Origin of the sequence: Amycolatopsis keratiniphila (genome assembly GCF_000400635.2) — a bacterium.
GTDB lineage: Bacteria > Actinomycetota > Actinomycetes > Mycobacteriales > Pseudonocardiaceae > Amycolatopsis > Amycolatopsis keratiniphila.
The window spans coordinates 7,075,241-7,100,458 of record NC_021252.1; the positions used below are offsets into that span (position 1 = coordinate 7,075,241).

The window sequence follows — 25,218 nt, forward strand, 5'->3', positions numbered from 1 at the left end:
ACTGGTCGCCATGGTGAGCAAGGTCGACGGAGTCCGGAGTCTCGATGCGTTGCGCGAGCTGGTCCACAGTGGCGCGGAGCCCGAGTACCAGCTCTTCTACGGCCACACCCCGCTCAAGAGCGGCCGGGTCAACGCGGCCTGCCTGAGCCAGTGGTGGCTGGCGCCGTTCGTGGTGGACGGCGAGCGGTACCCGACGGCCGAGCATTTCATGATGGCGAGCAAGGCCGAGCTGTTCGGCGATCACGCCGCGGCGGCGAACATCCGTCAGGCGCCGGACCCCAAGACCGCCAAGATCCTCGGGCGCGAGGTCGCCGGTTTCGACGCCGAGGTCTGGGAGCGGCACCGCTTCGACATCGTCATCGACGGCAACCTCGAGAAGTTCCGCCAGCACGCCGAAGAGCGCGAGTTCCTGCTGAGCACGGGCGACAAGGTGATCGTCGAGGCGTCGAGGATGGACCTGGTCTGGGGCAGCGGCCTCGCCCGCGAGGACAAGAACGCCACCCGCCCCGACTACTGGCGCGGGCAGAACCTCCTGGGCTTCGCGCTCATGGAGGTCCGCGAGCAGCTGCGCGGCTAGTTCTCGTCCGTCCAAGCACGCGTGTCGTCCGTCTGATCACGCGAGTCGTCCGTCCAAGCACGCGAGTCGGCCGGATCCGCCAGACGGTTGCCCACTGCTGCCCTGCCGACCGGGCCGATGGCTGTGACCAGGCGGACGGCAGAGGTGATCCAGCGGACGACACGCGTGATCAGATGGACGACACGCGTGATCGGGCGGACGTCACGCGAGTTACGAGTCGACGCCCAGGGTTTTCTGGAGTGCTTTGTTCGCCTTGCGCGCCATGTCCGCGACGGCTTCGCGGCGGGCGGCGTCGGCGGCGTAGTCGTCCTGGCGGTTCCGGACGACGCGCGCCGGCGAGCCGACGGCGATCGAATAGTCCGGGATCTCGCCCCGCACCACGGCGTGGGCGCCGAGGACGCAGCCGCGGCCGACGCGGGTGCCCTTGAGCACGGAGACCTTGGTGCCGATCCAGGTGTCGGGCCCGATCCGCACCGGCGACTTCACGATGCCCTGGTCCTTGATCGGGACGGTGATGTCGCTGGTGACGTGGTCGAAGTCGCAGATGTACACCCAGTCCGCGACGAGCGTGGCCGCGCCGAGCTCGATGTCGAGGTAGCCGTTGAGGACGTTCTGCCGCCCGAAGACGGCCTTGTCGCCGATGCGCAGCGAACCCTCGTGGCAGCGGATCGCGTTGCCGTCGCCGATGTGCACCCAGCGGCCGATCTCCAGCCGCCCGTAGCCGGGACGGCAGTGGATCTCGACGTCCTTGCCGAGGAACACCATCCCCCGCAGGATGATGTGCGGGTTCGCGATCCGGAACTTCAGCAGCCGCCAGTACCGCACCAGGTACCAGGGCGTGTACGCGCGGTTTCGCAGCACCCAGCGCAGCGAGTCCTTGGTCAGGAACTTCGCCTGACGCGGATCACGACGGGCCTGGCCCCAGGCACGGAGCCGCGACAACGCGGGCGCACCCCACATGGACGTCATACCGGTGACCGTAACCTGTGAACAGGCCGTCGACCGCAAAGGGGAGCACGCGCATGGGGACCAAGCTGATCATCGACACCGACCCGGGGGTCGACGACGCCTTCGCGCTGGCGCTGGCCTCGCAGGCCGAGGACGTCGACCTGCTCGGCGTGACCACGGTGTTCGGCAACGTTCCGCTGAGCCACACCACCGCCAACGCCCGCCGTCTGCTGCAGCTCTTCGGCCGTGACGACGTCCCCGTCGCCGCCGGTGCCGCGCGGCCGATGGTCTACGACAACGCCAAACCCGCCGGGTTCGTCCACGGCGAGGACGGCCTGTCCGGTCACGCCGGGACCTTGCCGGAGGCGAAACGCCCGCTCGACGAACGCGGCGCCGTCCGCCTGCTGGTGGATCTGCTGGAAGCCGCCGACGAGCCGGTGACCATCGCCCCGATCGGCCCGCTCACGAACATCGCGCTGCTGCTGGCCGCCCATCCGGACATCCGCGAGAAGATCGGCAGGATCGTCATCATGGGCGGCGGGGTGACCAAGGGGAACTCCACCACCGCGGCCGAGTTCAACATCTGGAGCGACCCCGAGGCCGCGCGCCGGGTGCTGGTCGACGAGGACATCCCGACGGTGCTGGTCCCGCTCGACATCACGCACCAGTGCTCGGTCGACACGGACTGGCTCGGCAAACTCGCCGCGTCCGGGCCGCTCGGCGCGGCGCTCGAAGCGCTGACGCCCACCTACGTCGAGCACTACACCCCGATCCTCGGGCTCCCCGGGATGGTCATGCACGACGCGGTCGCGGTGGCCGAGGCGATCCGGCCGGGCATCCTCGACGTCGAGTCGTACCCCGTGGACGTCGAGTGCGGCTTCGGCCCCGCCCGCGGCGCGACGCTGGTGGACCGGCGAAGGCTGCGAAGCACCGATCCGCAGGCCGTGCCCGGCCGCACCATCGACGTCGCGCTGACCACCGACGTGGACGCCTTCCGCGAGTTCGTCCTCGGTTCCATCACCGGAGGCCGGTGATGGAACAGGAAACCTCGCGCCGCCGCAGGCTCCCGGTGATCGCCGCCGCGGTCGTCGTCGCGGGGGCCGCGCTGGTCGCCGCCATCACCTTCGCGCCGAAGGACGAGCCGAAGACGGAAGCCGCGGCCGTCGAGTCCTCGGCCCCGCCCACGCCGCCGCCGTCCTCGTCCGCCCCGGCGGAGATGCCGAAGGAACAGCCGAAGGTCCCGCAGCAGATGGGGCAGGAGTTCGACGCCTGGGTGTCGAAGACCAGCGGCTGGCTCGACATCCCGCTGCGCGCGATGACCGGGTACGCGAAGACCACCGTGGCGCTGAGCAAGGAAACGCCGGGCTGCCGCCTGTCCTGGGTGACGCTGGCCGCGCTCGGGAAGATCGCCTCCGATCACGGCCGCGCCGCCGGTTCGGGGCTGAACGCCGACGGCGTGCTGACCAAGCCGCTCGGCGCGGTCGAGGTCCGCGACTTCTACAACAAGGTCGTCTCGTCCGCGAACGCGAGCGGCCCGCTGCAGCTGACCTCGTCGGTGTGGGACCGGTTCAAGGCTTCGGCGAGCGGCGGGAAGCCGGACCCGCAGAACATCGACGACGCCACGCTCACCGCCGGGCGCGCCCTGTGCGCGGGCGGCCGCGACCTCGGCCAGGGCCAGACGTGGTGGAACGCGGTGAGCACGCTGCAGCCCGCGCCGCTGCTGATGCACCGCACGCTCGCGACGGTGAACGTCTACGGCACGGTCGGCCAGAGCCCGCAGCCGCCGAACGCGGCGGCCTTGAGCGCGGTCAACTTCGCGATCGACAAGATCGGGCTGCCGTACGTCTGGGGCGGCAACGGCACCGGCGGCAGCGACCCCGGCTTCGACTGCTCCGGATTGACGACGGCCGCGTACGCCAGCGCCGGCGTCAAGCTCATGCGCACCGCCCACACGCAGTACCACAGCGTGGACAAGGTGACCGATCCCCAGCTGGGCGACCTGATCTTCTACGGCGAGCCGAACACCAAGATCCACCACGTCGGGCTGTACATCGGGAACCAGCAGATGATCGACGCCCCGCAGACCGGGCAGGCGGTGCAGGTGCACACCTACCGGAAGCAGGGCGACGACTACGCCGGAGCGGGCCGCCCGACGGCTTAGGACGACGGGCAACCAACCCTCCCCTTGAGGCGTGTACGTCGTGCATGCCACAAGGGAGGGCCAGCATGACCTTACGAAGATCACTGACGTTGCCCGCTGTCGCGCTCGCCGTCGCGCTCACCGTCACCAGTGGCGGGACGGCGGCTGCCACCGATCAACAGCGTTCGGAAGTGACACTGTCCGCGACGTCCTGGGGTTACGTCGACTCGGCGACACCGGCCACCGCCTACTTCAAGCCGTCCGGCAGCCTGCCGGTCGGCACCTGGGACACCACACCGCACCTTCAACGCTCCTACGTGAATTTCGACCTGGGCTCGTTGCGGGGTGTGCCGTTCACGACGGTGCTGCTGTCGGCGGGCGAGACGCACTACGTCAACTGCGACAGCCGAGCCACCGAGGTGTGGCGGACCTCCGCCTACACGAAGCAGTCGACCTGGCAGAGCCGACCGGCGGAGCGGACCCGGGTGGCGTCCAGGGGCGCCGACAACACCTGCATCGACAACCACGCCACGTTCGACGTCACCGCCGCGGTGCGGGACGCCATCGCACAGAAGGCCCGTCACCTCACGCTGGGCATCCGCGTCGCCGAAGCCCACGAGGCGGACCCCGCCTTCTATCGGAGGATCGAGTCCCCGGCGACGCTGCGGGTGGTGAACAACGCTCCGCCCGCGACGCCGGCCGACCTGCGCACCAACGACGAACCCTGCGCCAAGGACGGCACCGGGCCGCTGGTGAATCACCAGGCGAAGCTGAGCGCACGGCTGTCCGACCCGAACGGCGACGCCACGTACGGGCAGTTCACGTGGTGGCCGGTGGCGGACCCGTCACAACGGCGTACGGCCGCCGGCTCCGAGGCGTACGTGGACACCTGGGGCCTCGCCGACGGTACCTACGCGTGGGAGGTGTACGCACAGGACAGCTGGGGGGCGAAGTCGTCCACGACCGGCCCGTGCCGGTTCACCGTCGACCGAACGGATCCGAACGCGCCCGCCGTCGCCTCCGCGACGTATCCGGCGGACACCGAGGGCGGCGGGGTCGGCGTGGCGGGCGAGTTCACCTTCTCCCCCAACGGTTCCACCGACGTCGTGCGTTACGACTACGACTTCGGCGGGGACATGCGGGAGATCGCCGCGGGCCCCGACGGCACGGCCACCATCAGCTTCACCCCCACGACCAACGGCTGGGACTCGGTGGTCGTACGGGCGTGGGACCGGGCGGGCAATCTCTCGCTCAGTACCTACCACTCGTTCATCGTCAAGGAGACGCGGCCGACGGTCACGTCCGACCGCTACCCGCCGCAGGGCGGCCCGGACGGCGGCATCGGCGTGCCTGGCGTGTTCCGGTTCGCACCGGCGGCACCGAACGTCGTGGGCTACGACTACCGGCTGAACGACGGCGCGTCCGCCACGGTCACGGCGGGCCAGGACGGCGTCGCCGAGGTGACGATCACGCCGGCCACCGGCGGTGAGCACGTGCTGTTCGTGCGCAGCACCGACGCCTCGGGCGTGAAGTCGCCGGAACGGGAGTACCGCTTCCTCGTCGACGCGTCACCGGTGGTGAGCGGGCCCGAAAACGTCGACCTCGGCGCCTCGGTCACGTACACGGCGAAACCGAGAATGCCGCACATCGTCGAGTACGACTACTGGTTCGCGAGTGCCGAGAGTACGAAGTGGACGGTCAAGGCGAACGCCGACGGAACCGCCGCGCTGCCGGTCGAGGTCACCTCGACCGAGCAGACCCTGCTGCGGGTCCAGGCCCGCGACACGTCCGGCGGGTTGTCCCCGGTGACGGAGAAACGGTTGTGGCTCAACACCTGGCGGCCCACGGTCGGCTACGTGGGCGACATCGGGACGGAGGGTGCGGCCGTCGCGTTCACGTTCACCACCCCGATGCCGAACGCCGTGGAGTTCGAGTACTGGCTGGCGGCGGACCCGGCGACGAGGTGGACCGTGCCGGTCAGCGGGAACACCGCGACGGTGAACTACACCCTGCCGAGGATCGGCGACTACGAGATGCTGGTGCGCACGAAGAACGCGGCGGGCGTGTGGTCGTCGACGGGCAACATCACCTGGATGGCGACGAACGATCCAGCGGTGACCTCGAAGGAATTCCAGATGAACGGGCGGGTGTTCCCCGGCAGCTTCACGTTCGAAGCCCGCCAGCCGGGCGCGGTGGCGTTCGAATACTCGTTCGACTGGGGTCCCTTCCAGCGGACGGCCGCCGAAAACGGGCGCGCCGTGCTGGCGTGGACTCCCCCGCTGCCGCCGGAAGGCTCGGCCTACCACAACCTGCGGGTGCGCACGGTGACCGCCGACAACGTCTCCTCGCAGGAGAAGGCGTATTACTTCAACATTCTGAGCGCGCCGTACGTGTCCTCGAAGGAGTACCCGGAAAGCACATGGTCGGGCGGTGCCGGTGTGCCGGGGACGTTCACCTTCACGCCGGGTATGCCGGGCATGGTCTCGTACACCTACTCCATCCGGAACGACCGGGGGACCGAGACGGAGGAGATCACCGTACCGGCGGACGGTTCGGGGGCGGGGACGATGACGTGGACCCCACCGGCCAGAGGGACCTATGTGGTCTTCGTGCGGGGCAACACGGCAGACGGTGGCAAGTCGGGTGGCATCGGCTACCCGGTGTACGTCAACTGACCGCGTGACCGGCGGCCCCGTTCCCGGCAGGGAGCGGGGCCGCCGCGTTCAGCCGCGGTAGTACTCGGCGAGCGCCGCGAACGCGGCCTTGGGTTCCCACGGCATGCCCGGATAGGTTTCGCCGTCGCGGTTTTCGAGGACTTTGACGATGCCGAGACTGGCCAGGTCCAGGTCACGGCGAGGGTCGTCGGGACGGTGCGGGTAGTTGGAGAGCGCGAAAAGGTAGACGAAGGCGGCGTCGACACCTTCGGCGTCGAAGATCTCCAGCAGCTCGCGCAGGTACTCGGCCTGCCCGGCCTCGTCGCGGTCATACTCGCCGTTCAGCCGGACCGGGCGGCCGATCTCGTCGTGCTCGACGATCTCCATACTGCGCGGGGCCAGCTCGCCCGCGCCGCGCCAGGTGGCCGTGCCGAAGCCGGTGATCGCGAGCGGCTTTCCTTGCGCCACAAGGGCACGCACCCCTTCCTGGAACCGGTCGGCCACCTCCGCGGACCGGATGAGTTCGACCGACATGATGTCGAAGAGGGTCCAGTCGACCCGCTCGAACGGGATGCAGGCGTAGGTGATCTTCCCGAGAAAGCGCTCACGGACCGTCGCCACGGCCTCCTCGAGGAAATCGTTGAGCCGCGCGCTCGCCTCGGCGACTCGCTCACCCAGGCTCTCCGGCCTGCCGAAGAGTCGTTCGAGCCGCTCGGCGATGTCGTCACCGGGCAGGAATCCGTGGTCCATGAGGCTCAGCTCGACGCCGGTGACGAACACGACTTCGGCTCCCGACCGCCGGACCCGCTCCGCCCGCCGCGCGCAGTCGGCGAACAACGCCAGCATCTCCTCGGGCGTCAGCTCCAGCGGGTAGGGCGAGAACCAGACCTCCAGCCCGAGTTCGGCGGCGAGGTGGGCGGCCTGTTCCAGCCGTTCCGGATCGCCGCCGACGAGATGCACGGCGTTGCAGTGCAGATCGTCGCGGATGATGGCCAGCTCCCGTTTCACCAGGTCGAGGTCGAAGTTCTCGCGGGAGTTCTCGCCGCCCCTGACGAAGCCGGTGTCGTAGGCGATGCCTTTGGCACGCATGGGTTCGGTCCTCTCGTGTCGGAATGTGGTGCCCGAGGCTAGGCAGAAACTTGCGTGCACGCAAGTTTGCGTTCGCGCAAGTTTGCTGGGACACTCGGCCCGTGACCGGATTGCGCGACCAGAAGAAGCAGGCCACCAGAAGGACCTTGCGCGAGGCGGCACTGCGGCTGGCCCTGGAGCGTGGCCCCGAAAACGTGCGCGTCGACGACATCGCCGAGGCCGCCGGAGTCTCGCCCCGGACCTACAACAACTACTTCTCCAGCCGCGAGCAGGCCATCGTCGCCGCCGTCACCGCCGAACGGGAAGCACGCATCGCGGCGGCGGTGGCGGCCCGGCCGGCTGAAGCCAGCCTCGCCGACGCCGTGATCGAAGCGATCGTCGAGCTCTACACCGACCCGGGCGAGCACCATCGCGACGCGCTGCTGCTGATCACCACCCGTCCGGCGTTGCGCGCCGCCTTCACCGACACCACCAGCGCGATCGAACTCCCCCTCGCCGACGCGATCACCGAACGCCTCGGCGACATCCCGCCACACGTCGCCCACGTGCTCGCGGCGAGCGTGACCGCCGCGGTGCGCATCGCACTCGAGCGATGGTTACAGCCGCTCACGACCGGCGGGCTCGTCGTCCCTTCCGGCTCGCTGCCCGACCTGCTCCGCACCGCGCTCGCGCCCCTCGTTCCCGCACTCGACGCCGCCGAAGCCCGTGGCGACATAAGGTGATCGCGTGTACTCCCCGATTCCGGTCCTGAACGAGCTGAAGGACCTCTACGACTCGACCGGCGACTACCTCGCCGACGGTTTCGAGCTGTCCGACTACGACGACAAAAGCCGCTTCCCCCAGGAGCTGGACGACCCCGAGTTCCTCTCGCGCTTGATCCCGTTCGCCCAGGCGAACGGGAGCGGCTCGACCTACGCGATCTGGCGAGCCGACGACGCGACGGAGCCGATCGTGGTCTTCGGCGACGAGGGCGGTGAGCACGTCATCGCCCGCGACTTCACGGATTTCCTGCGACTGCTGGGTTTCGACGCCGAGATCATGGTCGACCACGATTCGGCCTACTACTACCGCGCGGAAGACGACGACCACAGCGGCTCGCACGAGCTGTTCGTCGAGTGGCTCCGAGGGCGGGGCCTGACGCCGTCCGAGGATCCGGACGCCGTCGTGGCCGCCGCCCAGGAAGCCCACGGGGATCGGTTCCGCGCGTGGATCACGCCGTTCTACGAGCGGATCGGCTGGGCCTGAAAGGACGTCGCGTTGTCGCGCGCCCAGTCCGCGAACGTGAGCGCGGGCCGTCCGAGGAGCTCTTCCACCGTGGTGGTCGTGGGGCCCGGACGCTCGCTGTAGTCGGCCAGGGAACCGAGCAGGCGGGCGGGGACCTCCTCGGGTAGTCCCTGGGCGAGCATCCCCTGCCGCACCCGCTCGGGCGGAAGCTCCTGAAAGGACAGTGCCCGGCCGACGGCCGCGCCGATGAGCCGCACCTTCTCGTGCTGGTCCACCGATCCCGGACCGGTCAGCGTGTACACCGACCCCGCCGGGAGCTCGCCGAGCAGGCCTCGCACGGCCACCGCGGCGATGTCGGTTTCATGGATCGGGGAGGTGGCGGCGCGTCCGTACGCGCCGCGCACCACGTCACCCGCCTGGAGCTGGGGCACCCAGGCCAGCGCGTTGGCGGCGAAATCCGCCAGGCGCAGGACCGTCCACTCCAGACCGGAGCGCGTGACGAGCTCTTCGGCTTTCTTGAACTGTCCGGCGAACCGCGCCTCCCCGGCCGGGTACTCGACGGTGGTGGCCGACAACAGCACCACCCGCCGCACCCCTCGTCCGGCCGCCAGCTTCAGCAGCTCTTCGAGGCCGGGACCGGTGGCCCGCGGGCTGATCTGGATCGCTTCGACACCTTCCAGCGCCTGTTCGATCCAGGCAGGACTGAACAGGTCCCCGTCGCCGCGGGTGATCGCGGTGACGTCGATACCTTGGCGCAGCAGGACATTCTTCACCTGACGTCCCACGACGCCGTTCGCTCCGGTGAGCAGGATCATGATCGTTCCTTTTGTTCGGCGGGGCGGGTGGTCACACGTTGACGGGCCGCACGGCCTTGACGATCCGGCGCCGCCGCACGGGGAGCATCGACGTCGGGTGCGAGACGCTCCAGGCCGCGGCTTTGCAGATGATCTCCTTGAGCCGGGCGGCCGTCTTGCCGGTGAGCGCCGAGTCCTTGGGCCGGTCGTCCGGGGTCACCCACTGCACGACGGCGTCGCGGCGGCCGAGGCTGACGCACTGGCCGGTGTAGCCGATCTTGTTCTCGGGGAGTGTGCCGCCGGTCAGACCGGCGACGATGGCGTCGGCCGCGCGGTAGGCCGTGGGAACCCCCGAGGCACAGGACATCCGCAGTGGCGTCCCGTTCGCGCCCGTCGCGAACGCGGCGTCGCCGACGGCGTAGACGTCCGGATGCGAGACCGACCGCATCGTGTCGTCGACGACGATCTGTCCCGTCGCGGAGACGTCCAGGGTCGTGGCGGCGGCGATGGGGTGGACGGCGAAACCGGCCGTCCAGACCGTCACCTGGGCTGGGATCTCCCGGCCGGTGGCGGTCGTCGCGCCGTCCGGCCCGACACGCGTGATGTCGGTGTCCTCGTACAAGGTGATGCCGAGCCGCTCGAAGGTCCCGCGAAGGTGGCGCCGGGCCTTCTCGCTCATCCAGTCGCCGAGGCCGCCGCGGGCCGCGAGCGCGACGTCGAGATCCGGCCTGGCTTCCGCGATCTCCGTGACGGCTTCGATACCGGTGAGCCCACCGCCGACGACGAGCACGGTCCCGCCCGCGGCGAGGCCGGCGAGACGTTCCCGCAGCCGCAGCGCGGAACCCTTGCCGTCGATGTGGTGGGCGTGCTCGGCGACACCGGGGACGCCGCTGTCGGCGGCGGCGCTGCCGAGGGCGTAGACGAGCGTGTCGTAGGCGATCTCACCGTCGTCGAGGGCGACGGTCTTGCGCTCGGCGTCCACCGCGGTGACCCGCGCCGTCCGCACCCGCACCCCCGTGCCCGCGAAAACGTCGGTCAGCAGACGGGGTTTCAGGTCCTGGCCGGTCGCGAGCTGGTGCATGCGGACCCGCTCGACGAACTCGGGGTCGGCGTTGACGAGGGTGATCTCGGTGTCGGCGGGGTGCAGCCGCTTGGCGAGCCGCCCGGCGGCGTTGGCTCCGGCGTATCCGGCTCCGAGAACGACGATTCGGTGCTTCATGGTCCCACTCCTGTCCGGTCGGTGTTCGCTTCCTGAACCGGGCAGCGACACGAAACCTGACAGCGGCGGACTATGATCCGGGTCACCAGGTGACGGTGAGCGGTTCCCCGTGCTCGGAGATGCCCCACTGACCCGCCGCGCGGTCGAGTTTCGCGGGGTTCACCTGTGCGTGGACCGCGGCGATGCCGTCGGCGGTGACCTCCAGGGAGACGACGCCGACGAGCCTGTCCTCCACTGTCAGCACCAGCGCGGGCGCGCCGTTGGCGACGGTGGAGAACAGCTCGGGCTTGCCGCCGATCAACGACCACTTGGCCGCGCTCGGCTTGAAGAGGCCGCGCAGGAACCTCGCCACCCGGACCGCGCCGGTGACCGGCCGCGGCAGCGAGAAGAGCACGCCGCCGCCGTCGCCCACGCTGATCGCGTCGTCGGCCAGCATCCGCACCAGCGCGTCGGTCCGGCCGCTGAGCGCCGCGGCGAGGAACTCCTCGACGATCTTGCGGGCCGCGGCCGTGTCGACCTCCACCCGGCGCCGGTCGGCGGCCAGATGCCGCTTGGCGCGCCGGTAGATCTGCTGGCAGTTCGACTCGGTGACGTCGAGGACCTCGGCGATCTCGGCGTGGGAGTACCCGAACGCCTCGCGCAGGACGTACACGACGCGTTCCTTGGCCGAGAGCCGCTCCATCAGCGTGAGCATCGCGATGGAGACCGATTCACGCTGCTCGGCGGTGTCGGACGGGCCGAGCATCCGGTCCCCCGCGAAGACCGGCTCGGGGAGCCATTGGCCCACATAGGTTTCCCGCCGGGCCCGTGCCGAGGTGAGCCGGTTGAGGCAGAGGTTGGTGAGCACCTTCGTCAGCCACGCCTCGGGCGTCTCGACGTACCCGCGATCGGCGGACTGCCACCGCAGGAACGTGTCCTGCACCGCGTCCTCGGCGTCGGTCGCCGACCCCAGCAGGCGATACGCGATCGCCTCCAGCCGGCCACGGGCCGCCTCGAACACCTCGACGTCGCGCGCACCGGTCAGCATCGCCCCAGACTAGCCATCGCGCCGGTGTCAGGCGGCGGGAATCCAGCTGCCGTGCAGTCCCAGCGGGACACGGGCGGGCAGGTGGACCCTCGCCAGAGGCTCCCCGGTGAAGTCCTGCGACGCCAGGATCACCAGATCCGCCGCACCCCGGTCGCGGTCGTGGACGTAGACCAGGTTGTAGCCGTCGTCCTCCGCGGCCGCGCGAGCCGACGGGACGAACACGGTCTCCCCCGCGCTCGCGTCGCGGCCGAACTCGTGGGCTTCGGTGACACCGGTCAGGAGGTCGTGTTTGAGCAGAGCACTGCTGAAACCCTCGTCGGGGCGGTCCGGTTCGGTGGCGCTCGGGGTGGCGTACAGCTCGGCCGCCGCCGAATAGCCGTAGCGGTAAGGCTTTCCGCCGAACCGGCCGTTGAGACGCGGGAAGTCCTGCGGGCGGTCGTGCAGCAGCGTGCGCGCGACCCGGCCGTCCGCGAGATCCGCCGTCCAGCGTTCGAGCACGGGCTTCGAAGCGCCGACGTCGGCGAAGTCGATCGGCCGGGGATGCACGACCACGTCCACCACCACGGTTCCGTTGTCCTCGAAGGCGTTCAGGGTGTGACCGACCATGACGGGCGCGGTCTCGAACCACTGCACCGCCCCGCCCGCCCTCGGCAGCAACCCCAGCCGTGACGGCAGTGCCCGGTTCCAGTGGAACGGCACGCCCGTCGCGAGGCGTCCGGGCTCGAAGACCATCGGGGACTCGTAGAACACCACGTAATGCTCGGTGAGCGCGAAGTCGTGCATGTACGGCAACGTCGGCGTCTTGATGTCGGTGACACTCCGGTTGCGCCCGTCGGGGCCGATCACGATGTGCTGCACGAAATCCGCGCCGTACCGGAAGGCCAGCGAGTGCAGCTCGCCGGTCGCGTGGTCGTACTTGCTGTGCGCGTTGGCGGAGAAACCTTGTTCCGTCGCACCGAGGCCGGCGGGCCCGACGGTGTCGAGTTCATCGGTCAGCTCATACGGGGGCAGGCCTCCTTCGATGAGCGCGTAGAGGCGGCCTCCGTGTCCGGCGATCTGGACGTTCGGCGCGAAGTCCAGGCGCTCGTCGGCCACCTGCCCGCGCCGCGGTTCCCCGAGCCGGTCGGCCACGGAGGCCGACCGGACCCAGCGGTTGCGGTACCACTCGGCGCGGCCGTCGCGCAGGCGCACGCCGTGGACCATGCCCTCCCCGAGCGTCCAGATATGCGCCGACGCGTCTTCGAGACCGAGCGGGTTCGGGCCGATCCGCAGGTAGCGGCCGTCGAGGTCGTCCGGGATCTTCCCGGTGACGGGCAGATCGAAGGCGGTGATCTCTTCGGTGACCGGGGCGAAGTTGCCGAGGACATAGCGATTCATCGTCGTTCCCTTGCTACGAGGCGTCTTGAACATTTGTATAATACATTTGTATAAGACGCTTGTCACAGCCTGCCGCTAGGATCGCCGCATGGGACAACGAGAGGACCTCCTCGACGGGGCCAAGCGCTGCCTGATCGAACGCGGCTACGCGCACACCACCGCGCGGGACATCACCGCTGCCTCGGGAGCGAATCTCGGCTCCATCGGGTACCACTTCGGCTCCAAAGAGGCCCTCATGAACGAGGCCATGATCGAGCTGTCCACCGAAGTGGTCGAGCGCCTGCGCGAGCCGGAAGACACTTCGCTCACCTCCACCTGGCAGGGCCTCGTCGACTCCTTCACCGAGCAGCGCGACCTGTGGACCGCCGTCCTGGAGACCGCCACCCAGGCCATCCGCTTCCCGGAACTGCGCGAACGGCTCGCCGACGCCCAGGACGAAGGCAGGAAGGTCCTCGGCGAACGCCTGTCCGCCACCGACGCCGACGCGGCGGGCGCCGTCCAGTTCGCCCTCATCGCGGGCGTGATGATGCAGCACCTCGTCGCCCCGGATCGAGCCCCCAGCGCGGAAACGATCGTCCGCGGCCTGAAGGCCCTCGCCGGCGGCACCGCCTGACTCAGACGCCGCACGCGACACTGGCACCGGTCTGGCAGGCGCTGTCAGCCGAAGAATTCGACGGTGTCCGCCGGCCAGCCGGGATCGCCGGTCCTGGCGAACGCGACCCACGCGGCGTGCATCCTGGCCGCGAGACCTTCCGGAGCGGGATCGGGCCCGAGCAGGCCCGCCTCCCCGTGCAGCCATGGCTCGCCCGCGACGTCGAAGACGAACGGCAACTCGACGGTGTGCGCGGCGCCGAGCCGTCCGTTCAACGCCGTCGAGCGATGGCCGAACGAGTACCGGTGGGTGTGGCCGCCCGAGATCCGCGCGTGCGCCCGCGCCAGGCGCTCGGTACCGGCGCCGAACAGGGTGTGCCCGAGATCTGTTCGACCGTAAAGGTTTCCTTCCTCGGTGTTGGTGCCGATGAGCAGCGAGACGCCACCGTCGAGCGGACCGTCGGCCGGCTGGACCGGTGACACGAGGCTGAACGGGCTCAACCCGGCCAGCGGATCCTCGGCCGTTTCGGTTCGCAGGTCGAGACCGGCCAGCGCGGGCAGGATCTCCACGAACCGCCCGTCCGGGATCTCTCCGAACGCTCGCGCGGTGGGCTCCGCTCCCAGCGCCGAAGCGGCCGCCGCGGTGACCCGGGCGGCCTGCTCCGGCGTGAAGGCGCCGGTTCCGCTGCCGCTCTGGACGATCGCCCGGCGGAACAACCCCTTGGCCTCCGGCGTCGCGAGCAGTGCGCCGGTGAGCGTGGCCCCCGCGGATTGCCCGAAGACGGTGACGTCGCCCGGATCGCCCCCGAACACCGCGACCGTGTCCCGCACCCAGCCGAGCGCGGCGAGCACGTCGAGCAGTCCCCGGTTGGGCGGAGCGCCCTCCAGGTCGAGGAATCCGGGGACGCCGAGGCGATAGTTCACCTTCACCAGGACGATGCCGTCGCGCGAGAACGCTCTTCCGTCGTACAGCGCGGCGCGGGCCGAACCGGTGACGAAGCCGCCGCCGTGCACGAACACCATGACCGGGCGGCGGCCGCCGTCCGCCGCGGGCGTCCGGACGTCGACGGTGAGGTACTCGTCGCCGCGCACCCAGCCGGGTCCGAAATACGGGGTCATGTCGAGCCCGCCGAAGTCGCGCACCGGTTGGGGAGCCGTGGGCCCGGGCCGCGTGCCGTCGCGGACGCCGGGCCAGCCCGGATGCGGCGCCGGCGCGAGGAAGCGGCCGGGCCCGATCGGCGCCGCCGCGTACGGGACGGCGTGGTAGAGCTCGCCGAAGGAGTCGCGCCGGCCGCGCACGACACCGGACGGGGTTTCTGCCTGTACGTACACGAAAACTCCTCAGGAGAGGGCGGAGAACCCGGCCCACCGCGCGATCGCGAACTTCGATCCTCGGCGCTCGACCCGCAGAGCGCCCTGAGCACCGAAATGCGCGGGGAAGACGAGAGCGTGGTCGTCGGCGGCCCGGCCGAGCACTTTGTGCCGGGTGGCGCGGGATCCCGCCGGGTCTTCGCAATAGGGCGAATTGGTGTCCGGCTCCACGATCTGCACCGCGGTGTGCACGAGGTCGCCCACGAACAACGCCCGCTCCCCACCCGATTCCAGGGTGAGCACGGACGAGCCGGGAGTGTGGCCGGGCGCGAGATCCAGCCGCAGATTCCGGTCGATGTGGTGCGTGCCGTCCCACAGACGGGTCAGCCCCGCCTCGTGCACCGGCGCGACACTGTCCTCGAAGACATTCTGATTTCCCCGCCCCAGCACGGAATCGTGGGCTTCGGCCGGGTTCCAGAAGTCGAAGTCGGGCCGCGGCATCAGATACTCGGCGTTCGGGAAGGTCGGCACCCAGGTGCGGCCGTCGAGCCGCGTGTTCCAGCCGACGTGGTCGATGTGCAGATGGGTGTTGACCACGACGTCGACGTCCTCGGGCCGCACGCCGGCGGCCGCGAGGTTGTCGAGGTAGGCGGTGTCGAGGCGGTTCCACACCGCCGCGTAGGGCCGGTCCTTGTGGTTGCCGACCCCGGTGTCGACGAGGATCGTGCGTCCTTCGCTGCGGATCAGCCAGGACTGCAACGCCGTGTGGCACTCGTTCGTCTCGGGGTTCCAGAAGTCGGGCGCCAGCCAGTCGCGGTGTTCGTCCCACGCGCCGTCGGGACTGTCCGGCATGAATTCGGCCGGCGTCATGCCGAGCGAACCGTAGAACTCCTTGACCCGGCTGACGGTGACGTCTCCGATGGTGATCTCGTCCATGTCACCGAGCCTGCGGCCCCGGCCGTACGCGAACCACGCCCCGCTTGTCCTCCCACCGGGAGGGTGTGGCTGACGCGGACCGTGCCCCGGATACTCGGGCCCATGGACGGACCTGGCCCACTCGGCGACTTCCTGCAGGCACGACGGGCGCGGCTGCGGCCGGAAGACGTCGGCCTGCGCGACTTCGGGTCGCGCCGCCGCGTGGCGGGGCTGCGGCGTGAGGAACTGGCCCAGCTCGCCGGGGTCAGCGTCTCCTACTACGCACGGCTGGAACAGGGCATGTCCCGCGGCGCCTCGGCCGAGGTGCTGGACGCCATCGCCCGCGCCCTAAGGCTCGACGACCACGAACGCGGTCACCTCGACCGGCTCGCCGGCGCCGCCCGCCGCACCCCACGGGCGCGCCGTCCGCGGCCCGAGAAGCTCCACGACGAGACCCGGGATCTCCTGCGCACCGTCGACGCTCCGGCGCTCGTGCTCGGCCGCCGCTCCGACGTCCTGGCGTGGAACGCGCTCGGCCACGCCCTGCTGGGCGGGCATCTCGAGTTCCACGCCCCGGAAGACCCGGCACGACGGCCGAACACGAGCCGGATGCTGTTCCTGGACCCGCACTGCCGGGAGCTTTACGCCGACTGGAAGCGGAAGATCCGCGCGGTCGTCGGCAGTCTGCGGATCGCCGTCGGCAAATATCCCGAAGACCCGCTGCTCGCGGAACTGATCGGCGAGCTGACGATGAAGAGCCCCGAGTTCGTCGCACTCTGGGGCGACCATCGTGTCCGGCCCTGTGACGCCGAGTCCTACGAACTGCGCCATCCGGTGGTCGGCTCGGTCCGGCTGACCCAGCAGACGTTGTCGATCGCGCGTTCGCCGGACCAGTCGCTGATCGTGTGCACGACCCCGGCGGGCTCGCCGGACGAGCAGGCCCTCGCGCTGCTCCGCCAGGTCGCGTATATGTCATGATGCTGACATGACGGTCGGACCACTGGACCAATCGGCGGGATACCTGCTGAAACGGGCGGCGACGGCGCTCCGGACGGCGATGGAGACCGCGTTGCGCCCCCTCGACCTGACGGTGCCGCAGTATTCCTGCCTGGAAGTGCTCTCGCAGCGGCCGGGCCTGTCCAACGCGGAACTGGCCAGGGCCGTGTTCGTCACCCGGCAGTCGATGAACCTGGTCCTGCGCGGCCTGCAGGATCGCGGACTGGTCACCCGCCCGGCGACGGCGCCGCAAGGCCGCGCCCTCCCCAGCACGCTTACCCCCGAGGGGCGCGAACGGCTCCGCGCCGCGAGCGGCCTCGTTCGCGAGGTCCAGGACCGCATGCTCGCACCGTTTTCGGAAGCCGGCCGGGAGCGGCTGGTGCACGACCTCGCCGCCTGCGCCGACGCGCTCACCCCCGACGAGTGACTCAGGACCGCTTGCTCACCAGCGTCTCCGGCTTGAACGCGTACACGTCGGCGCCCTGGACCAGCACGTGCCATTCGCCGCAGACCTTGTCGGTCCTGCTCTCCTGACCCTGCGGCCACCACTGGGCGGCGAGGGTGGCCGCCTGCGTCGCGGGCGCCCCCGGCACGCAGAGGGCGGGCAGCATCCCGCCGGTGAATTTCAGGAGCCGCTCAGAACCCGTGGTCCGGATGACCTCCGTGACCGACGACGCCGCGTCCGGCACCCACTCCGGCAACCGGGCGTCCTTGTCCCGCTTGCCCTCCGCGCCGGTCGCGTAGCCGACCGTCTTGACGTGTCCGTTCGCCTTTTCGGTGAGTCCTTCCCTGAGCCCGCAGCCGGACAGGGCGACCGTGGCCGTCGCGGCGGCGAGCACCGCCGCGGTGATCTTCGTGTTCATACGATCGAGTCAACCTCGCGGAAACGCTCGCGGGATCGGACTTTCGGCCCGGCCGTGCCGCCATCCGGCCGATCTCGACGACCGATAACCGCCAGCGATCGGCGGATGCCTGGCCCCACAGTGGTCGTCGTGACGACGACAACAAACGCTCTGTCCGTACTCGAAGGCATGTACGCGGCGGAAGCCGAGTACCTCGCGGCGGGCGGCCCCGGCAAGGCGTCCTTCGCGCCGCTCGCCCCGTTCTTCTCCCCCGATGTGGTGCTGCACCAGGCGCACGCCCTGCCCTACGGCGGGATCTGGCGCGGTCACGAGGGCATGGAGCGCTTCTTCGTCGCCATGAGCGAGACCTGGGACGTCTTCGACATGGTGGACCAGAGCTTCCTGAGCGAGACCGATCCGCTGGTGGTCCTGACCCACGTGCACGCCCGGGCCAGGGCGACCGGCCGCGAGCTGGATTTCCCGATCCTGCAGACGATCACCGTCGCGGACGGGCGCATCACCGAGGTCCGGCCGTTCTACTGGGACACCGCGGCGATCGCGGCGGTCTGCACGAACTACCATTCCGCTGATGACCGCCTACCACGATCTTGAGCTGTTCGAGGAAGCCGCTTCCCTGCCGGAGCGGCAGCAGAAGATCCTGCTGACCATCCGCGAATGGGTGGTGGAGTACGGCTACTCGCCGAGCACGCGCGAGATCGGCGAAGCGGTCGGGCTGCGCTCGACGTCGTCGGTGTCGAAGCATCTGGCGGCCTTGGAGGAGAAGGGTTTCCTCCGCCGCAGCAGCTCGATCTCGCGCCCCATCGACGTGCGCGCCTTCCTGCACGGCACCGCGTCGAAGGAGTCCACAGAGGACTCCGTGCCGGTCCCCGTCGTCGGTGACATCGCCGCGGGCACACCGATCTCCGCCGTCGAGCACGTCGACGACGTGATGACCCTTCCGCGTGAACTCACCGGGCGGGGCAACGTCTTCGGCCTGCGGGTGCGCGGCGACTCGATGATCGACGCGGCGATCTGCGACGGCGACATCGTCGTGGTGAAGCAACAGCAGGAGGCGCACTCCGGCCAGATCGTCGCCGCGATGATCGACGAGGAGGCCACGGTCAAGGTGTACCGCCGCCGCGACGGCCACGTGTACCTCGAACCGCGCAACCCCGCCTACGAGGTCATCGACGGGGACCGCGCGAGCGTGCTCGGCGTCGTGGTCTCGGTGCTGCGCAGCGTCTGACCCGGTTTTGTCGGTGGGCCGGAGTAGCTTCCGGCCCCATGTACGAAATCGACTTCGTCGAGTTCCCGTCGAGCTCGGCGGCGGGCTCGGGCGCGTTCTTCGAAAAGGCCTTCGGATGGACGGCGACGGCGTACGGCCCGGCGTACACCGACGTCCAGAGCGGCGGCACGGTCTCGTTCGGCTTCCAGCAGGACACCGCGCAGCAGACGGCCGCGCCGCTGGTGACGATCCGCACCGACGACCTGGCCCTGGCGAGGGCTTCCGTCGAGGCCGCGGGCGGAATCGTCACGGTCGAGCCGTTCTCGTTCCCCGGCGGGCGCCGGTTCCACTTCCGCGAGCCCGGCGGCGCCGAACTCGCGGTGTGGTCCCCGGACTCCTGACATCAGGCCGCGAAGCCCAGCACGAGCGAAGCGACGACAGGCGCCATGTACATCAGCGGGAACGCGACGTGCGACGCCCAGTGCGCGCGGAGCACGGTGATCACGGCGCCGGTGAAGTAGAGCACCAGGCCGATCCCGGCCGCGACACCGAAGGCGGGCACCCACAGGCCGGCGATCAGGCCGAGCGCGCCCGCCGCCTTGGCGACCCCGAGCGGCGTCCACCAGGCGCGCGGAACACCGTAGTCCGCCAGCGGCTGCACGACCCACTTGGCGCGAAAGAAGATCGAGGCGGCCGAGAACGCGGCCATGAACGCTCCGACGACGGTGACGATGACATAGGCGGTGGTCATTTCGGTTTCTCCTTGGCTTCTCGGTGGTTCGCGGGGTTGACCCCGGCCACCGGCCCGATGTGACAGCCCGCCGGGTGAAGCACGTCACAGGGTGCCATCGTTTTAGAGCAAGCGCTCTGTTATCCTCGCCGCATGCCCCGGCCCCGCGTGCACGACTTGGACAGGCTGCTCGACGCGGCCGAGCGCCTCGTCGTGGAAGTCGGCCCCCGTGGCGTCACCGTGCGGTCCCTCGCTGCCGCCGCGGGAGTGTCCAACGGGACGATCTACCATGCTTTCGGCTCGCTCGGCGCGCTACTGGCCCGCGTCTGGCTCCGCGCCGCGAGCGCCTTTCTCGACCTTCAGACCGAGCTGGCCGATCAGGCGGAAGACCCGGCCGCAGCGGTCGCGGCCGCGGCGGACGCGCCGGCGGAATTCGCCGGCCGCCGTCCGGAAGCGGCCCGCCTGCTCATCACCGTCAAGAAGGAGCACCTGCTCGGCCCGCAGGTCCCCGAAGATCTCGCCGGCGATCTCCTCGCACTCGACAAACGTCTGGTCCAGCTCCTCGTCACGCTCGCCGAACGGCTCTGGAGCAGGCGGGACGCCCAGGCCGTCGAAGTGCTGACGACCTGCGTCGTCGACCTGCCGACGGCCCTGTTCCGCCGCGCGTTCACCGCGGGCGAGCCGATCTCCGAAGACTCCCGGGCCCGGCTGTCCGCCGCGGTCCACGCCATACTCCTGCTCCCACCCCCACGGAAGGACTGACATGCCCACTCTGCGCCACGACGCCCCGGTGTTCCTGCTGGACCTCGGGGACGACGAGAACCGTTTCTCGCCGTACTGGCTGGAAACCGTCCACGCCCAGCTGGACACCGTCGTCGCCTATCCGGATCCGGCGGTGCTGGTCACCGTCGGCTCCGGGAAGTTCTACTCCAACGGCCTCGACCTCGACTGGCTCACCAGCAACCCCGCCAACGCCGCGCAGTACGTCGCCGACGTCCACGAACTGCTGGCCCGCGTGCTCACCCTCGGCGTGCACACGGTCGCCGCGATCAACGGGCACGCCTTCGGCGCCGGGGCGATGCTGGCGATGGCGCACGACTTCCGGGTGATGCGTGCCGACCGCGGGTACTTCTGCTTCCCCGAGGCGGATATCAACATCCCGTTCACGCCCGGGATGGCGGCGCTGATCCAGGGCAAGCTCACCCCCGCCGCCGCGATCGCGTCGATGACCACCGGACGACGGTTCGGCGGCACCGACGCGCGCGATCTCGGGCTGGTGGACGCCGTCGCCGAGAAGCCCGCGCTGCTGGAGTACGCGGCCGATCTCGTGCGCCCGCTGGCCGGGAAGGACCGCGGCACGCTGTCCGCGATCAAGACCACGATGTTCACCCCCGCCGTCACCGCGCTTCGCGCCAAGTAGCCGTCGTGCGCACCGACGACGCGGAGTTCGATCGCCTGGTCGAGCCGCTGCGCCGCGAGCTGCACGCCCACTGCTATCGGCTGCTCGGCTCGGCCCACGACGCCGACGACGCACTGCAGGACGCGCTTCTGCGGGCTTGGCGGGGGATGGACCGGTTCGAGGGCCGGAGCTCGATGCGCACCTGGCTCTACACCATCGCCACCCGCACCTGCCTCGACATCGCGGAGGCGCGCGGGAAACGGGCGCTGCCGATGGACCTCGGCCCGTCGAGCGAGCGGGTCGTGCTCGAACACGCCCCGCTGACCGAGGTGGCGTGGCTCGGCCCGTACCCCGACGGCCCGGAGACCCGGTACGAGCGGCGCGAGGCCATCGAGCTGGCTTTCGTCGCCGCGCTGCAGCACCTGCCGGGCAACCAGCGGGCCGCGCTCGTGCTCTTCGACGTCCTCGGCTTCTCCGCCGCCGAAATCGCGTCCACAATGGACACTTCGGTCGCGGCGGTGAACAGCGCGCTGCAACGCGCGCGGGCGATCGTGGCGGAAAAGGTCGCGCCGTCCGGCGAGCAGCCGAAACTCGACGACACCCGAACACGTGAGATCGCCGCGGGCTTCGCCTCCGCGCTGGAGCGCGGCGACGCCGACGCGCTCGTGGCGTTGCTGACCGAGGACGTCACCTGGTCCATGCCGCCGCTCGCGCAGTGGTACAGCGGTATCGAGGCGGTCACCGGTTTCGCCGTCGAGGTCCCGCTCGGCAGGTGCCCGAGCTGGCGCACCGAGGTCGTCACCGCCAACGGACAACCCGCCGTCGCCTGCTACCTCGGCGAAGCGGCGGACGCCGTCCACCACCCCTGGTCGATCACCGTGCTGTCCCTTCGCGACGACCGGATCCGCGACATCACCTCGTTCCTCGACGCGGACCTGTTCGCGAGGTTCGGCCTTCCCCCGGCGAAGCCATGAGCATGCGCAAGAAGGTCTTGATCGCGCTGGCGGTGGCCGTCACCCTCGTCGGTGTGGTCTTCGGTGGCGCGTTCGCCTTCCAGCGCAAGCTGATCTATCTCCCCGAGGCAGGTCCGCCGCCCGCTGCGGCGGCGGTCCTGCCCGGCGGGAGGGACGTCACGCTCACCACCTCGGACGGGCTGAGCCTGGCGAGCTGGTACTTCCCGGTGGCCGACGCGAAGGCGGCCGTGCTGGTCGCGCCGGGCAACGCCGGGAACCGGACGTACCGCGCGCCGCTGGCCCGCGCGCTGACCGCGCGCGGGCTCTCGGTGCTGCTCCTGGACTATCGCGGCTACGGGGGCAATCCCGGCGAGCCGTCCGAGGACGGACTCGCGCTGGATGTCCGCGCCGCACAGGACTTCCTGGTACGCGAGGCCGGAGCCCCGCTGATCTACTTCGGCGAGAGCCTCGGCTCGGCGGTCGTCACCGAATTGGCCGTCGAACGTCCGCCGTCCGCGCTCGTGTTGCGCTCGCCGTTCGTCGACCTCGCGTCGGTCGGACAACGGCATTACCCGTTCCTGCCGGTCCGCTGGCTACTGAGGGACGAGTTCCCGACGAAGGACACCGTCGCCCAGGTGAAGGCGCCCGTGACCGTCGTGTTCGGCGCCGAGGACTCGATCGTCCCCGCCGAGCAAAGCCGCGAGGTGGCCCGGGCCGCCGGCGCCAGGACGATCGAAGTCCCCGGCGCGGATCACAACGACGCGGTGTTCGCCGATGGTCCGGAGCTGATCGACGCCATCACGGGCGCGATCCGCTGACGGCTCAGGCCCGCTGCGCACGACGGCGCAGTGACAACGAGTGGCCGGGATTGAGTTTGCGACCGAGCCGGTCGGCCTTCGGCCACCGGACGTCCGTTGCCCAGCCCGCTTTTTCGAACAGCCAGATCAGCCGTGCGGAGATGTCGAGCTGACCGCGGCGGACGCCGTGCCGGGCGCCGGTGGGATCGGCGTGGTGGGAGTTGTGCCAGGACTCGCCCATCGAGGCGATGGCGAGCGGCCAGAAGTTCGCGGACTTGTCGCGGGCGGCGAACGGGCGGTCGCCGATCAGATGGCACAGCGAGTTCACCGACCAGGTGACGTGGTGCAGCAGCGCCACCCGGACGAGGCTCGCCCAGAAGAACGCGGTGACCGCGCCCCACCAGGACAAGGTGATCACGCCGCCGAGGACGGCGGGCGCGAGCAACGTCACCACGGTGAGCAGCGGAAACAGCCGGTCGATGCGAGCGATGTCGCGGTCGGTGAGCAGATCCGGGGCGAATCGCCGCGCGTTGGTCTTCTCACGTTCGAACAGCCAGCCCATATGGGCGTGCCAGAAGCCGCGGGCCAGCGCGGCCGGTGTGGTGCCGAACCGCCATGGAGAATGCGGGTCACCCTCGCGATCGGCGAAGGCGTGATGCCGCCGGTGATCGGCCACCCAGCCGATGACCGGGCCCTGCATGGCCATGCTGCCCGCCACCGCGAGGGCGATCCGCAAGCCGCGATTGGCCTTGAAGGCGCCATGGGTGAAGTAGCGGTGGAATCCGATGGTCACGCCGAGGCCGGTGAGGAAGTAGAACCCGGCGGCGAGACCGAGGTCCACCCAGCCGAGGCCCCAGCCCCACGCGAAGGGGACGGAGGCGGCCAGTGCCAGCAAGGGCACCACCGCGAACAGCTTGACGAGAAGGTTTTCGGTGCGGGACTGCTCTCCCGACAGGAGGGGTTGCGGCGCCTGCCGCTCTTCACTGTCCGGAGGTCTGAGAACTGAGGTCATGTCGCCGTTTCTTGTCGATGGCCGAGGCATGTGCCGGCTGCTGGAGCCTGAGGCACGACGCGGCGCACGAAAGGCATGCCCGCGACGAATTCTGCGCGAGCGTGCTGGGACAACACGACACCCAAAACGTTGGACTGTCCGTTCAACGAACGACTTCGGCCGATGGTTCCGGTGCAGGGTAAGAAGGTTCGCGAAAAAGATCCATGTATCGATCACTCTGAGGAGTGGCCGGCTCGTGGGGCTCGTCCTGAGCTGCGAGCGGGTGACTGAACAGCGCACTGTCCGTGCTGTGAGTTTTGACGGTGAAACCTTTCGAGGGGGACCGCTGTTTTGCGGTCTTCGGCGAGGCCGGGGGCGATTTCCGCCCGCCTCGCGGCGTCACGCAGAGGGCGTCGCCACCTCTCACGGTACACGCCCCGGGGCCGAAACCCCAGGGCGGCGTCCACCCGATCAGCCGGGCGCCGTCACATTGAGCGCCGTCACGATGGTTCGCTCTTCGTAAGCGAAGTGCGCTTCGAGCGTCCCCGCGAGATCGTCGAACTCGTCGCGCAAGCGCACAGGATCGCTCTCGCCGTGCACGTAACCCTCCACGAGGTCACGGATCCGCTTCTGCGTCGCCGCGACGACGACGTGGTCTTCCCCGAGCTTCGCCAACACCGGCGCGAGCGCGGGAAACCGTTGCGCCAGCATGGGAAACGCGCCCATGTCCTCGCCGGCATGATGCTTGCTCAGCGCCTCGCAGAACGAAACACAGTGCGCCTTCAAGGATTTCTCCATGATGAGCGCGTCCGCGCGACCGGCCACGACGTCGTCCACCCCGGCACGCAGCGACTTGAGCTCCTCCCGCAGCCACTTATGGACCTCCACCAGGAAGTCGCCCAACCCTCGCACCCGCTCGTCGATCCGGTGCAGGATCACGACCGGCAGCTCACGCGTCGTTTTTGCCTGATACTCGGCGAATCCCGGCTCCTCGGCGACGATCTTCGCGAACAGCGCGTCACGCTCCGCCGCGGGCGGAACGGCCGCGATCGCCTCATAGGTCTCGCTCCTCGTCTCGACCGTGACCCGATGGTCACGCCGGATGTTGTGGTACCAGCCCGGATGCGCCGGCGCTCCCATGTTCGAAGCGACGACGACGGTCATGCCGTCGATTTCGAGGTACCCCAACGGATTCGTCCGCCGCTTACCGGACTTGGCGCCGGTGGTGGTGAGCAGGATCAGCTTCCAGCCCTCGGACATGCCTCCCTTACCGTGCCTGAATTCTTCTATCACCTGGTCGTTGAAGGTCAATGCGTTCCTTTCCCATCGATGTGTCGACAGGAGGCGCGGAACCGTCACCGAAGGAGCACATACGCCCGATTTCGGGCGCGCCGCATGGAGGCGTCATCCCACGACGCG

Annotated in this window: 28 protein-coding genes; 16 read left to right on the top strand and 12 right to left on the bottom strand. The window is 69.8% G+C overall.

The window, feature by feature from the left end:
• Nucleotides 1–10 precede the first annotated feature (10 nt).
• On the top strand, nt 11–577 hold the full coding sequence (locus tag AORI_RS72430; RefSeq protein ID WP_016336580.1) for an NADAR family protein: 567 nt from the start codon (nt 11–13) through the stop codon (nt 575–577).
• Between the two features lie 210 nt (nt 578–787).
• Here the strand turns inward: AORI_RS72430 and AORI_RS72435 are convergent, their stop codons facing one another.
• Entirely contained in the window at nt 788–1,546 is a 759-nt protein-coding gene (locus AORI_RS72435; RefSeq protein WP_043848328.1) for an acyltransferase, read from the bottom strand.
• A 53-nt stretch (nt 1,547–1,599) separates the two neighbouring features.
• Between AORI_RS72435 and AORI_RS72440 the strand changes: the two genes are divergently transcribed.
• The 3 genes from AORI_RS72440 to AORI_RS72450 all read left to right on the top strand — a co-directional run bounded on the left by AORI_RS72440 (nt 1,600) and on the right by AORI_RS72450 (nt 6,340).
• Nucleotides 1,600–2,559 carry a nucleoside hydrolase gene (locus AORI_RS72440; protein WP_016336582.1) on the top strand — a complete coding sequence of 320 codons (960 nt, stop codon included), beginning with the start codon at nt 1,600–1,602 and terminating at the stop codon, nt 2,557–2,559.
• Nucleotides 2,559–3,686: a C40 family peptidase gene (locus tag AORI_RS72445; RefSeq protein ID WP_016336583.1), complete on the top strand. Its 1,128-nt coding sequence runs from the start codon at nt 2,559–2,561 to the stop codon at nt 3,684–3,686. The genes AORI_RS72440 and AORI_RS72445 overlap by 1 nt, the downstream gene beginning before the upstream one ends.
• A 65-nt stretch (nt 3,687–3,751) precedes the next feature.
• Entirely contained in the window at nt 3,752–6,340 is a 2,589-nt protein-coding gene (locus AORI_RS72450) for a CBM96 family carbohydrate-binding protein (protein WP_016336584.1), read from the top strand.
• Between the two features lie 48 nt (nt 6,341–6,388).
• Here the strand turns inward: AORI_RS72450 and AORI_RS72455 are convergent, their stop codons facing one another.
• Nucleotides 6,389–7,408 (bottom strand): hypothetical protein, encoded by a 1,020-nt coding sequence (locus AORI_RS72455; RefSeq protein ID WP_016336585.1) that lies wholly within the window; start codon nt 7,406–7,408, stop codon nt 6,389–6,391.
• Nucleotides 7,409–7,509: 101 nt separating this feature from the next.
• Here AORI_RS72455 and AORI_RS72460 point away from each other — a divergent pair, with 101 nt between their 5' ends.
• Nucleotides 7,510–8,130, top strand: coding sequence for a TetR/AcrR family transcriptional regulator (locus AORI_RS72460; protein ID WP_016336586.1), 621 nt, complete (start codon nt 7,510–7,512; stop codon nt 8,128–8,130).
• A 4-nt stretch (nt 8,131–8,134) separates the two neighbouring features.
• Nucleotides 8,135–8,653, top strand: coding sequence for an SMI1/KNR4 family protein (locus AORI_RS72465; RefSeq protein ID WP_016336587.1), 519 nt, complete (start codon nt 8,135–8,137; stop codon nt 8,651–8,653).
• On the opposite strand, the gene AORI_RS72470 is transcribed toward AORI_RS72465, so the two are convergent.
• The 4 genes from AORI_RS72470 to AORI_RS72485 all read right to left on the bottom strand — a co-directional run bounded on the left by AORI_RS72470 (nt 8,629) and on the right by AORI_RS72485 (nt 13,049).
• Nucleotides 8,629–9,447, bottom strand: coding sequence for an NAD(P)H-binding protein (locus AORI_RS72470; protein ID WP_016336588.1), 819 nt, complete (start codon nt 9,445–9,447; stop codon nt 8,629–8,631). The two genes, AORI_RS72465 and AORI_RS72470, sit on opposite strands and share 25 nt — an antisense overlap.
• Nucleotides 9,448–9,478: 31 nt before the next feature.
• Nucleotides 9,479–10,645 carry an NAD(P)/FAD-dependent oxidoreductase gene (locus tag AORI_RS72475; protein ID WP_016336589.1) on the bottom strand — a complete coding sequence of 389 codons (1,167 nt, stop codon included), beginning with the start codon at nt 10,643–10,645 and terminating at the stop codon, nt 9,479–9,481.
• Nucleotides 10,646–10,727: 82 nt separating this feature from the next.
• Nucleotides 10,728–11,672 carry an RNA polymerase sigma-70 factor gene (locus AORI_RS72480; RefSeq protein WP_016336590.1) on the bottom strand — a complete coding sequence of 315 codons (945 nt, stop codon included), beginning with the start codon at nt 11,670–11,672 and terminating at the stop codon, nt 10,728–10,730.
• Nucleotides 11,673–11,699: 27 nt separating this feature from the next.
• A complete protein-coding gene (locus AORI_RS72485; RefSeq protein ID WP_016336591.1) occupies nt 11,700–13,049 on the bottom strand; it encodes a carotenoid oxygenase family protein in 1,350 nt (449 codons plus the stop codon).
• Nucleotides 13,050–13,137: 88 nt separating this feature from the next.
• On the opposite strand from AORI_RS72485, the gene AORI_RS72490 reads away from it, so the two are divergent.
• Nucleotides 13,138–13,662 (top strand): TetR/AcrR family transcriptional regulator, encoded by a 525-nt coding sequence (locus AORI_RS72490; protein ID WP_016336592.1) that lies wholly within the window; start codon nt 13,138–13,140, stop codon nt 13,660–13,662.
• Nucleotides 13,663–13,706: 44 nt separating this feature from the next.
• Here AORI_RS72490 and AORI_RS72495 read toward each other — a convergent pair whose 3' ends face one another.
• Both AORI_RS72495 and AORI_RS72500 read right to left on the bottom strand, forming a co-directional pair.
• Nucleotides 13,707–14,972 (bottom strand): carboxylesterase family protein, encoded by a 1,266-nt coding sequence (locus AORI_RS72495; RefSeq protein ID WP_016336593.1) that lies wholly within the window; start codon nt 14,970–14,972, stop codon nt 13,707–13,709.
• A gap of 9 nt (nt 14,973–14,981) precedes the next feature.
• Nucleotides 14,982–15,887 carry an MBL fold metallo-hydrolase gene (locus AORI_RS72500; protein ID WP_016336594.1) on the bottom strand — a complete coding sequence of 302 codons (906 nt, stop codon included), beginning with the start codon at nt 15,885–15,887 and terminating at the stop codon, nt 14,982–14,984.
• Between the two features lie 102 nt (nt 15,888–15,989).
• Between AORI_RS72500 and AORI_RS72505 the strand changes: the two genes are divergently transcribed.
• Nucleotides 15,990–16,844: a helix-turn-helix domain-containing protein gene (locus AORI_RS72505; protein WP_016336595.1), complete on the top strand. Its 855-nt coding sequence runs from the start codon at nt 15,990–15,992 to the stop codon at nt 16,842–16,844.
• A 7-nt stretch (nt 16,845–16,851) separates the two neighbouring features.
• Entirely contained in the window at nt 16,852–17,289 is a 438-nt protein-coding gene (locus AORI_RS72510; protein ID WP_016336596.1) for a MarR family winged helix-turn-helix transcriptional regulator, read from the top strand.
• A gap of 1 nt (nt 17,290) precedes the next feature.
• Here AORI_RS72510 and AORI_RS72515 read toward each other — a convergent pair whose 3' ends face one another.
• Complete coding sequence (locus AORI_RS72515) at nt 17,291–17,725, bottom strand: hypothetical protein (protein WP_016336597.1); 435 nt, start codon at nt 17,723–17,725, stop codon at nt 17,291–17,293.
• 129 nt (nt 17,726–17,854) lie between these two features.
• Here AORI_RS72515 and AORI_RS72520 point away from each other — a divergent pair, with 129 nt between their 5' ends.
• Genes AORI_RS72520 through AORI_RS72530 form a run of 3 tightly spaced genes read left to right on the top strand, consistent with a single transcriptional unit; the run spans nt 17,855 to nt 19,330 of the window.
• Nucleotides 17,855–18,316: a nuclear transport factor 2 family protein gene (locus AORI_RS72520; protein WP_228688225.1), complete on the top strand. Its 462-nt coding sequence runs from the start codon at nt 17,855–17,857 to the stop codon at nt 18,314–18,316.
• Nucleotides 18,294–18,950 (top strand): transcriptional repressor LexA, encoded by a 657-nt coding sequence (lexA, locus tag AORI_RS72525; protein ID WP_016336599.1) that lies wholly within the window; start codon nt 18,294–18,296, stop codon nt 18,948–18,950. Before AORI_RS72520 ends, lexA begins: the two co-directional genes overlap by 23 nt.
• Before the next feature lie 38 nt (nt 18,951–18,988).
• Nucleotides 18,989–19,330: a VOC family protein gene (locus AORI_RS72530; RefSeq protein ID WP_016336600.1), complete on the top strand. Its 342-nt coding sequence runs from the start codon at nt 18,989–18,991 to the stop codon at nt 19,328–19,330.
• A 2-nt stretch (nt 19,331–19,332) separates the two neighbouring features.
• Here the strand turns inward: AORI_RS72530 and AORI_RS72535 are convergent, their stop codons facing one another.
• Nucleotides 19,333–19,680, bottom strand: coding sequence for a DoxX family protein (locus AORI_RS72535; RefSeq protein ID WP_016336601.1), 348 nt, complete (start codon nt 19,678–19,680; stop codon nt 19,333–19,335).
• A gap of 132 nt (nt 19,681–19,812) precedes the next feature.
• On the opposite strand from AORI_RS72535, the gene AORI_RS72540 reads away from it, so the two are divergent.
• The 4 genes from AORI_RS72540 to AORI_RS72555 are packed head-to-tail and all read left to right on the top strand — an operon-like array spanning nt 19,813 to nt 22,829.
• On the top strand, nt 19,813–20,421 hold the full coding sequence (locus AORI_RS72540) for a TetR family transcriptional regulator (RefSeq protein WP_043848331.1): 609 nt from the start codon (nt 19,813–19,815) through the stop codon (nt 20,419–20,421).
• 1 nt (nt 20,422) lies between these two features.
• Nucleotides 20,423–21,079, top strand: coding sequence for an enoyl-CoA hydratase/isomerase family protein (locus tag AORI_RS72545; RefSeq protein ID WP_016336603.1), 657 nt, complete (start codon nt 20,423–20,425; stop codon nt 21,077–21,079).
• A gap of 5 nt (nt 21,080–21,084) precedes the next feature.
• Complete coding sequence (locus AORI_RS72550) at nt 21,085–22,032, top strand: sigma-70 family RNA polymerase sigma factor (RefSeq protein ID WP_016336604.1); 948 nt, start codon at nt 21,085–21,087, stop codon at nt 22,030–22,032.
• Between the two features lie 2 nt (nt 22,033–22,034).
• Entirely contained in the window at nt 22,035–22,829 is a 795-nt protein-coding gene (locus AORI_RS72555; protein ID WP_043848332.1) for an alpha/beta hydrolase, read from the top strand.
• Nucleotides 22,830–22,833: 4 nt separating this feature from the next.
• Here the strand turns inward: AORI_RS72555 and AORI_RS72560 are convergent, their stop codons facing one another.
• Both AORI_RS72560 and AORI_RS72565 read right to left on the bottom strand, forming a co-directional pair.
• Nucleotides 22,834–23,820 (bottom strand): acyl-CoA desaturase, encoded by a 987-nt coding sequence (locus AORI_RS72560; RefSeq protein WP_016336606.1) that lies wholly within the window; start codon nt 23,818–23,820, stop codon nt 22,834–22,836.
• Between the two features lie 450 nt (nt 23,821–24,270).
• Nucleotides 24,271–25,059: a nitroreductase/quinone reductase family protein gene (locus AORI_RS72565; protein WP_046200032.1), complete on the bottom strand. Its 789-nt coding sequence runs from the start codon at nt 25,057–25,059 to the stop codon at nt 24,271–24,273.
• Nucleotides 25,060–25,218 lie beyond the last annotated feature (159 nt).

What these genes read in the sequence shown, in the direction of transcription:
- AORI_RS72430 (WP_016336580.1), top strand. Translation starts at nt 11, where the DNA reads ATGGTGAGCAAGGTCGACGGAGTCCGGAGTCTCGATGCGTTGCGCGAG.
- AORI_RS72560 (WP_016336606.1), bottom strand. Translation starts at nt 23,820, where the DNA reads ATGACCTCAGTTCTCAGACCTCCGGACAGTGAAGAGCGGCAGGCGCCG.
- AORI_RS72470 (WP_016336588.1), bottom strand. Translation starts at nt 9,447, where the DNA reads ATGATCCTGCTCACCGGAGCGAACGGCGTCGTGGGACGTCAGGTGAAG.
- AORI_RS72440 (WP_016336582.1), top strand. Translation starts at nt 1,600, where the DNA reads ATGGGGACCAAGCTGATCATCGACACCGACCCGGGGGTCGACGACGCC.
- AORI_RS72435 (WP_043848328.1), bottom strand. Translation starts at nt 1,546, where the DNA reads ATGACGTCCATGTGGGGTGCGCCCGCGTTGTCGCGGCTCCGTGCCTGG.
- AORI_RS72535 (WP_016336601.1), bottom strand. Translation starts at nt 19,680, where the DNA reads ATGACCACCGCCTATGTCATCGTCACCGTCGTCGGAGCGTTCATGGCC.
- AORI_RS72485 (WP_016336591.1), bottom strand. Translation starts at nt 13,049, where the DNA reads ATGAATCGCTATGTCCTCGGCAACTTCGCCCCGGTCACCGAAGAGATC.
- AORI_RS72505 (WP_016336595.1), top strand. Translation starts at nt 15,990, where the DNA reads ATGGACGGACCTGGCCCACTCGGCGACTTCCTGCAGGCACGACGGGCG.
- AORI_RS72445 (WP_016336583.1), top strand. Translation starts at nt 2,559, where the DNA reads ATGGAACAGGAAACCTCGCGCCGCCGCAGGCTCCCGGTGATCGCCGCC.
- AORI_RS72555 (WP_043848332.1), top strand. Translation starts at nt 22,035, where the DNA reads ATGCGCAAGAAGGTCTTGATCGCGCTGGCGGTGGCCGTCACCCTCGTC.
- AORI_RS72480 (WP_016336590.1), bottom strand. Translation starts at nt 11,672, where the DNA reads ATGCTGACCGGTGCGCGCGACGTCGAGGTGTTCGAGGCGGCCCGTGGC.
- AORI_RS72475 (WP_016336589.1), bottom strand. Translation starts at nt 10,645, where the DNA reads ATGAAGCACCGAATCGTCGTTCTCGGAGCCGGATACGCCGGAGCCAAC.
- AORI_RS72530 (WP_016336600.1), top strand. Translation starts at nt 18,989, where the DNA reads ATGTACGAAATCGACTTCGTCGAGTTCCCGTCGAGCTCGGCGGCGGGC.
- AORI_RS72510 (WP_016336596.1), top strand. Translation starts at nt 16,852, where the DNA reads ATGACGGTCGGACCACTGGACCAATCGGCGGGATACCTGCTGAAACGG.
- AORI_RS72455 (WP_016336585.1), bottom strand. Translation starts at nt 7,408, where the DNA reads ATGCGTGCCAAAGGCATCGCCTACGACACCGGCTTCGTCAGGGGCGGC.
- AORI_RS72545 (WP_016336603.1), top strand. Translation starts at nt 20,423, where the DNA reads ATGCCCACTCTGCGCCACGACGCCCCGGTGTTCCTGCTGGACCTCGGG.
- AORI_RS72515 (WP_016336597.1), bottom strand. Translation starts at nt 17,725, where the DNA reads ATGAACACGAAGATCACCGCGGCGGTGCTCGCCGCCGCGACGGCCACG.
- AORI_RS72500 (WP_016336594.1), bottom strand. Translation starts at nt 15,887, where the DNA reads ATGGACGAGATCACCATCGGAGACGTCACCGTCAGCCGGGTCAAGGAG.
- AORI_RS72565 (WP_046200032.1), bottom strand. Translation starts at nt 25,059, where the DNA reads ATGTCCGAGGGCTGGAAGCTGATCCTGCTCACCACCACCGGCGCCAAG.
- AORI_RS72540 (WP_043848331.1), top strand. Translation starts at nt 19,813, where the DNA reads ATGCCCCGGCCCCGCGTGCACGACTTGGACAGGCTGCTCGACGCGGCC.
- AORI_RS72450 (WP_016336584.1), top strand. Translation starts at nt 3,752, where the DNA reads ATGACCTTACGAAGATCACTGACGTTGCCCGCTGTCGCGCTCGCCGTC.
- AORI_RS72490 (WP_016336592.1), top strand. Translation starts at nt 13,138, where the DNA reads ATGGGACAACGAGAGGACCTCCTCGACGGGGCCAAGCGCTGCCTGATC.
- lexA (WP_016336599.1), top strand. Translation starts at nt 18,294, where the DNA reads ATGACCGCCTACCACGATCTTGAGCTGTTCGAGGAAGCCGCTTCCCTG.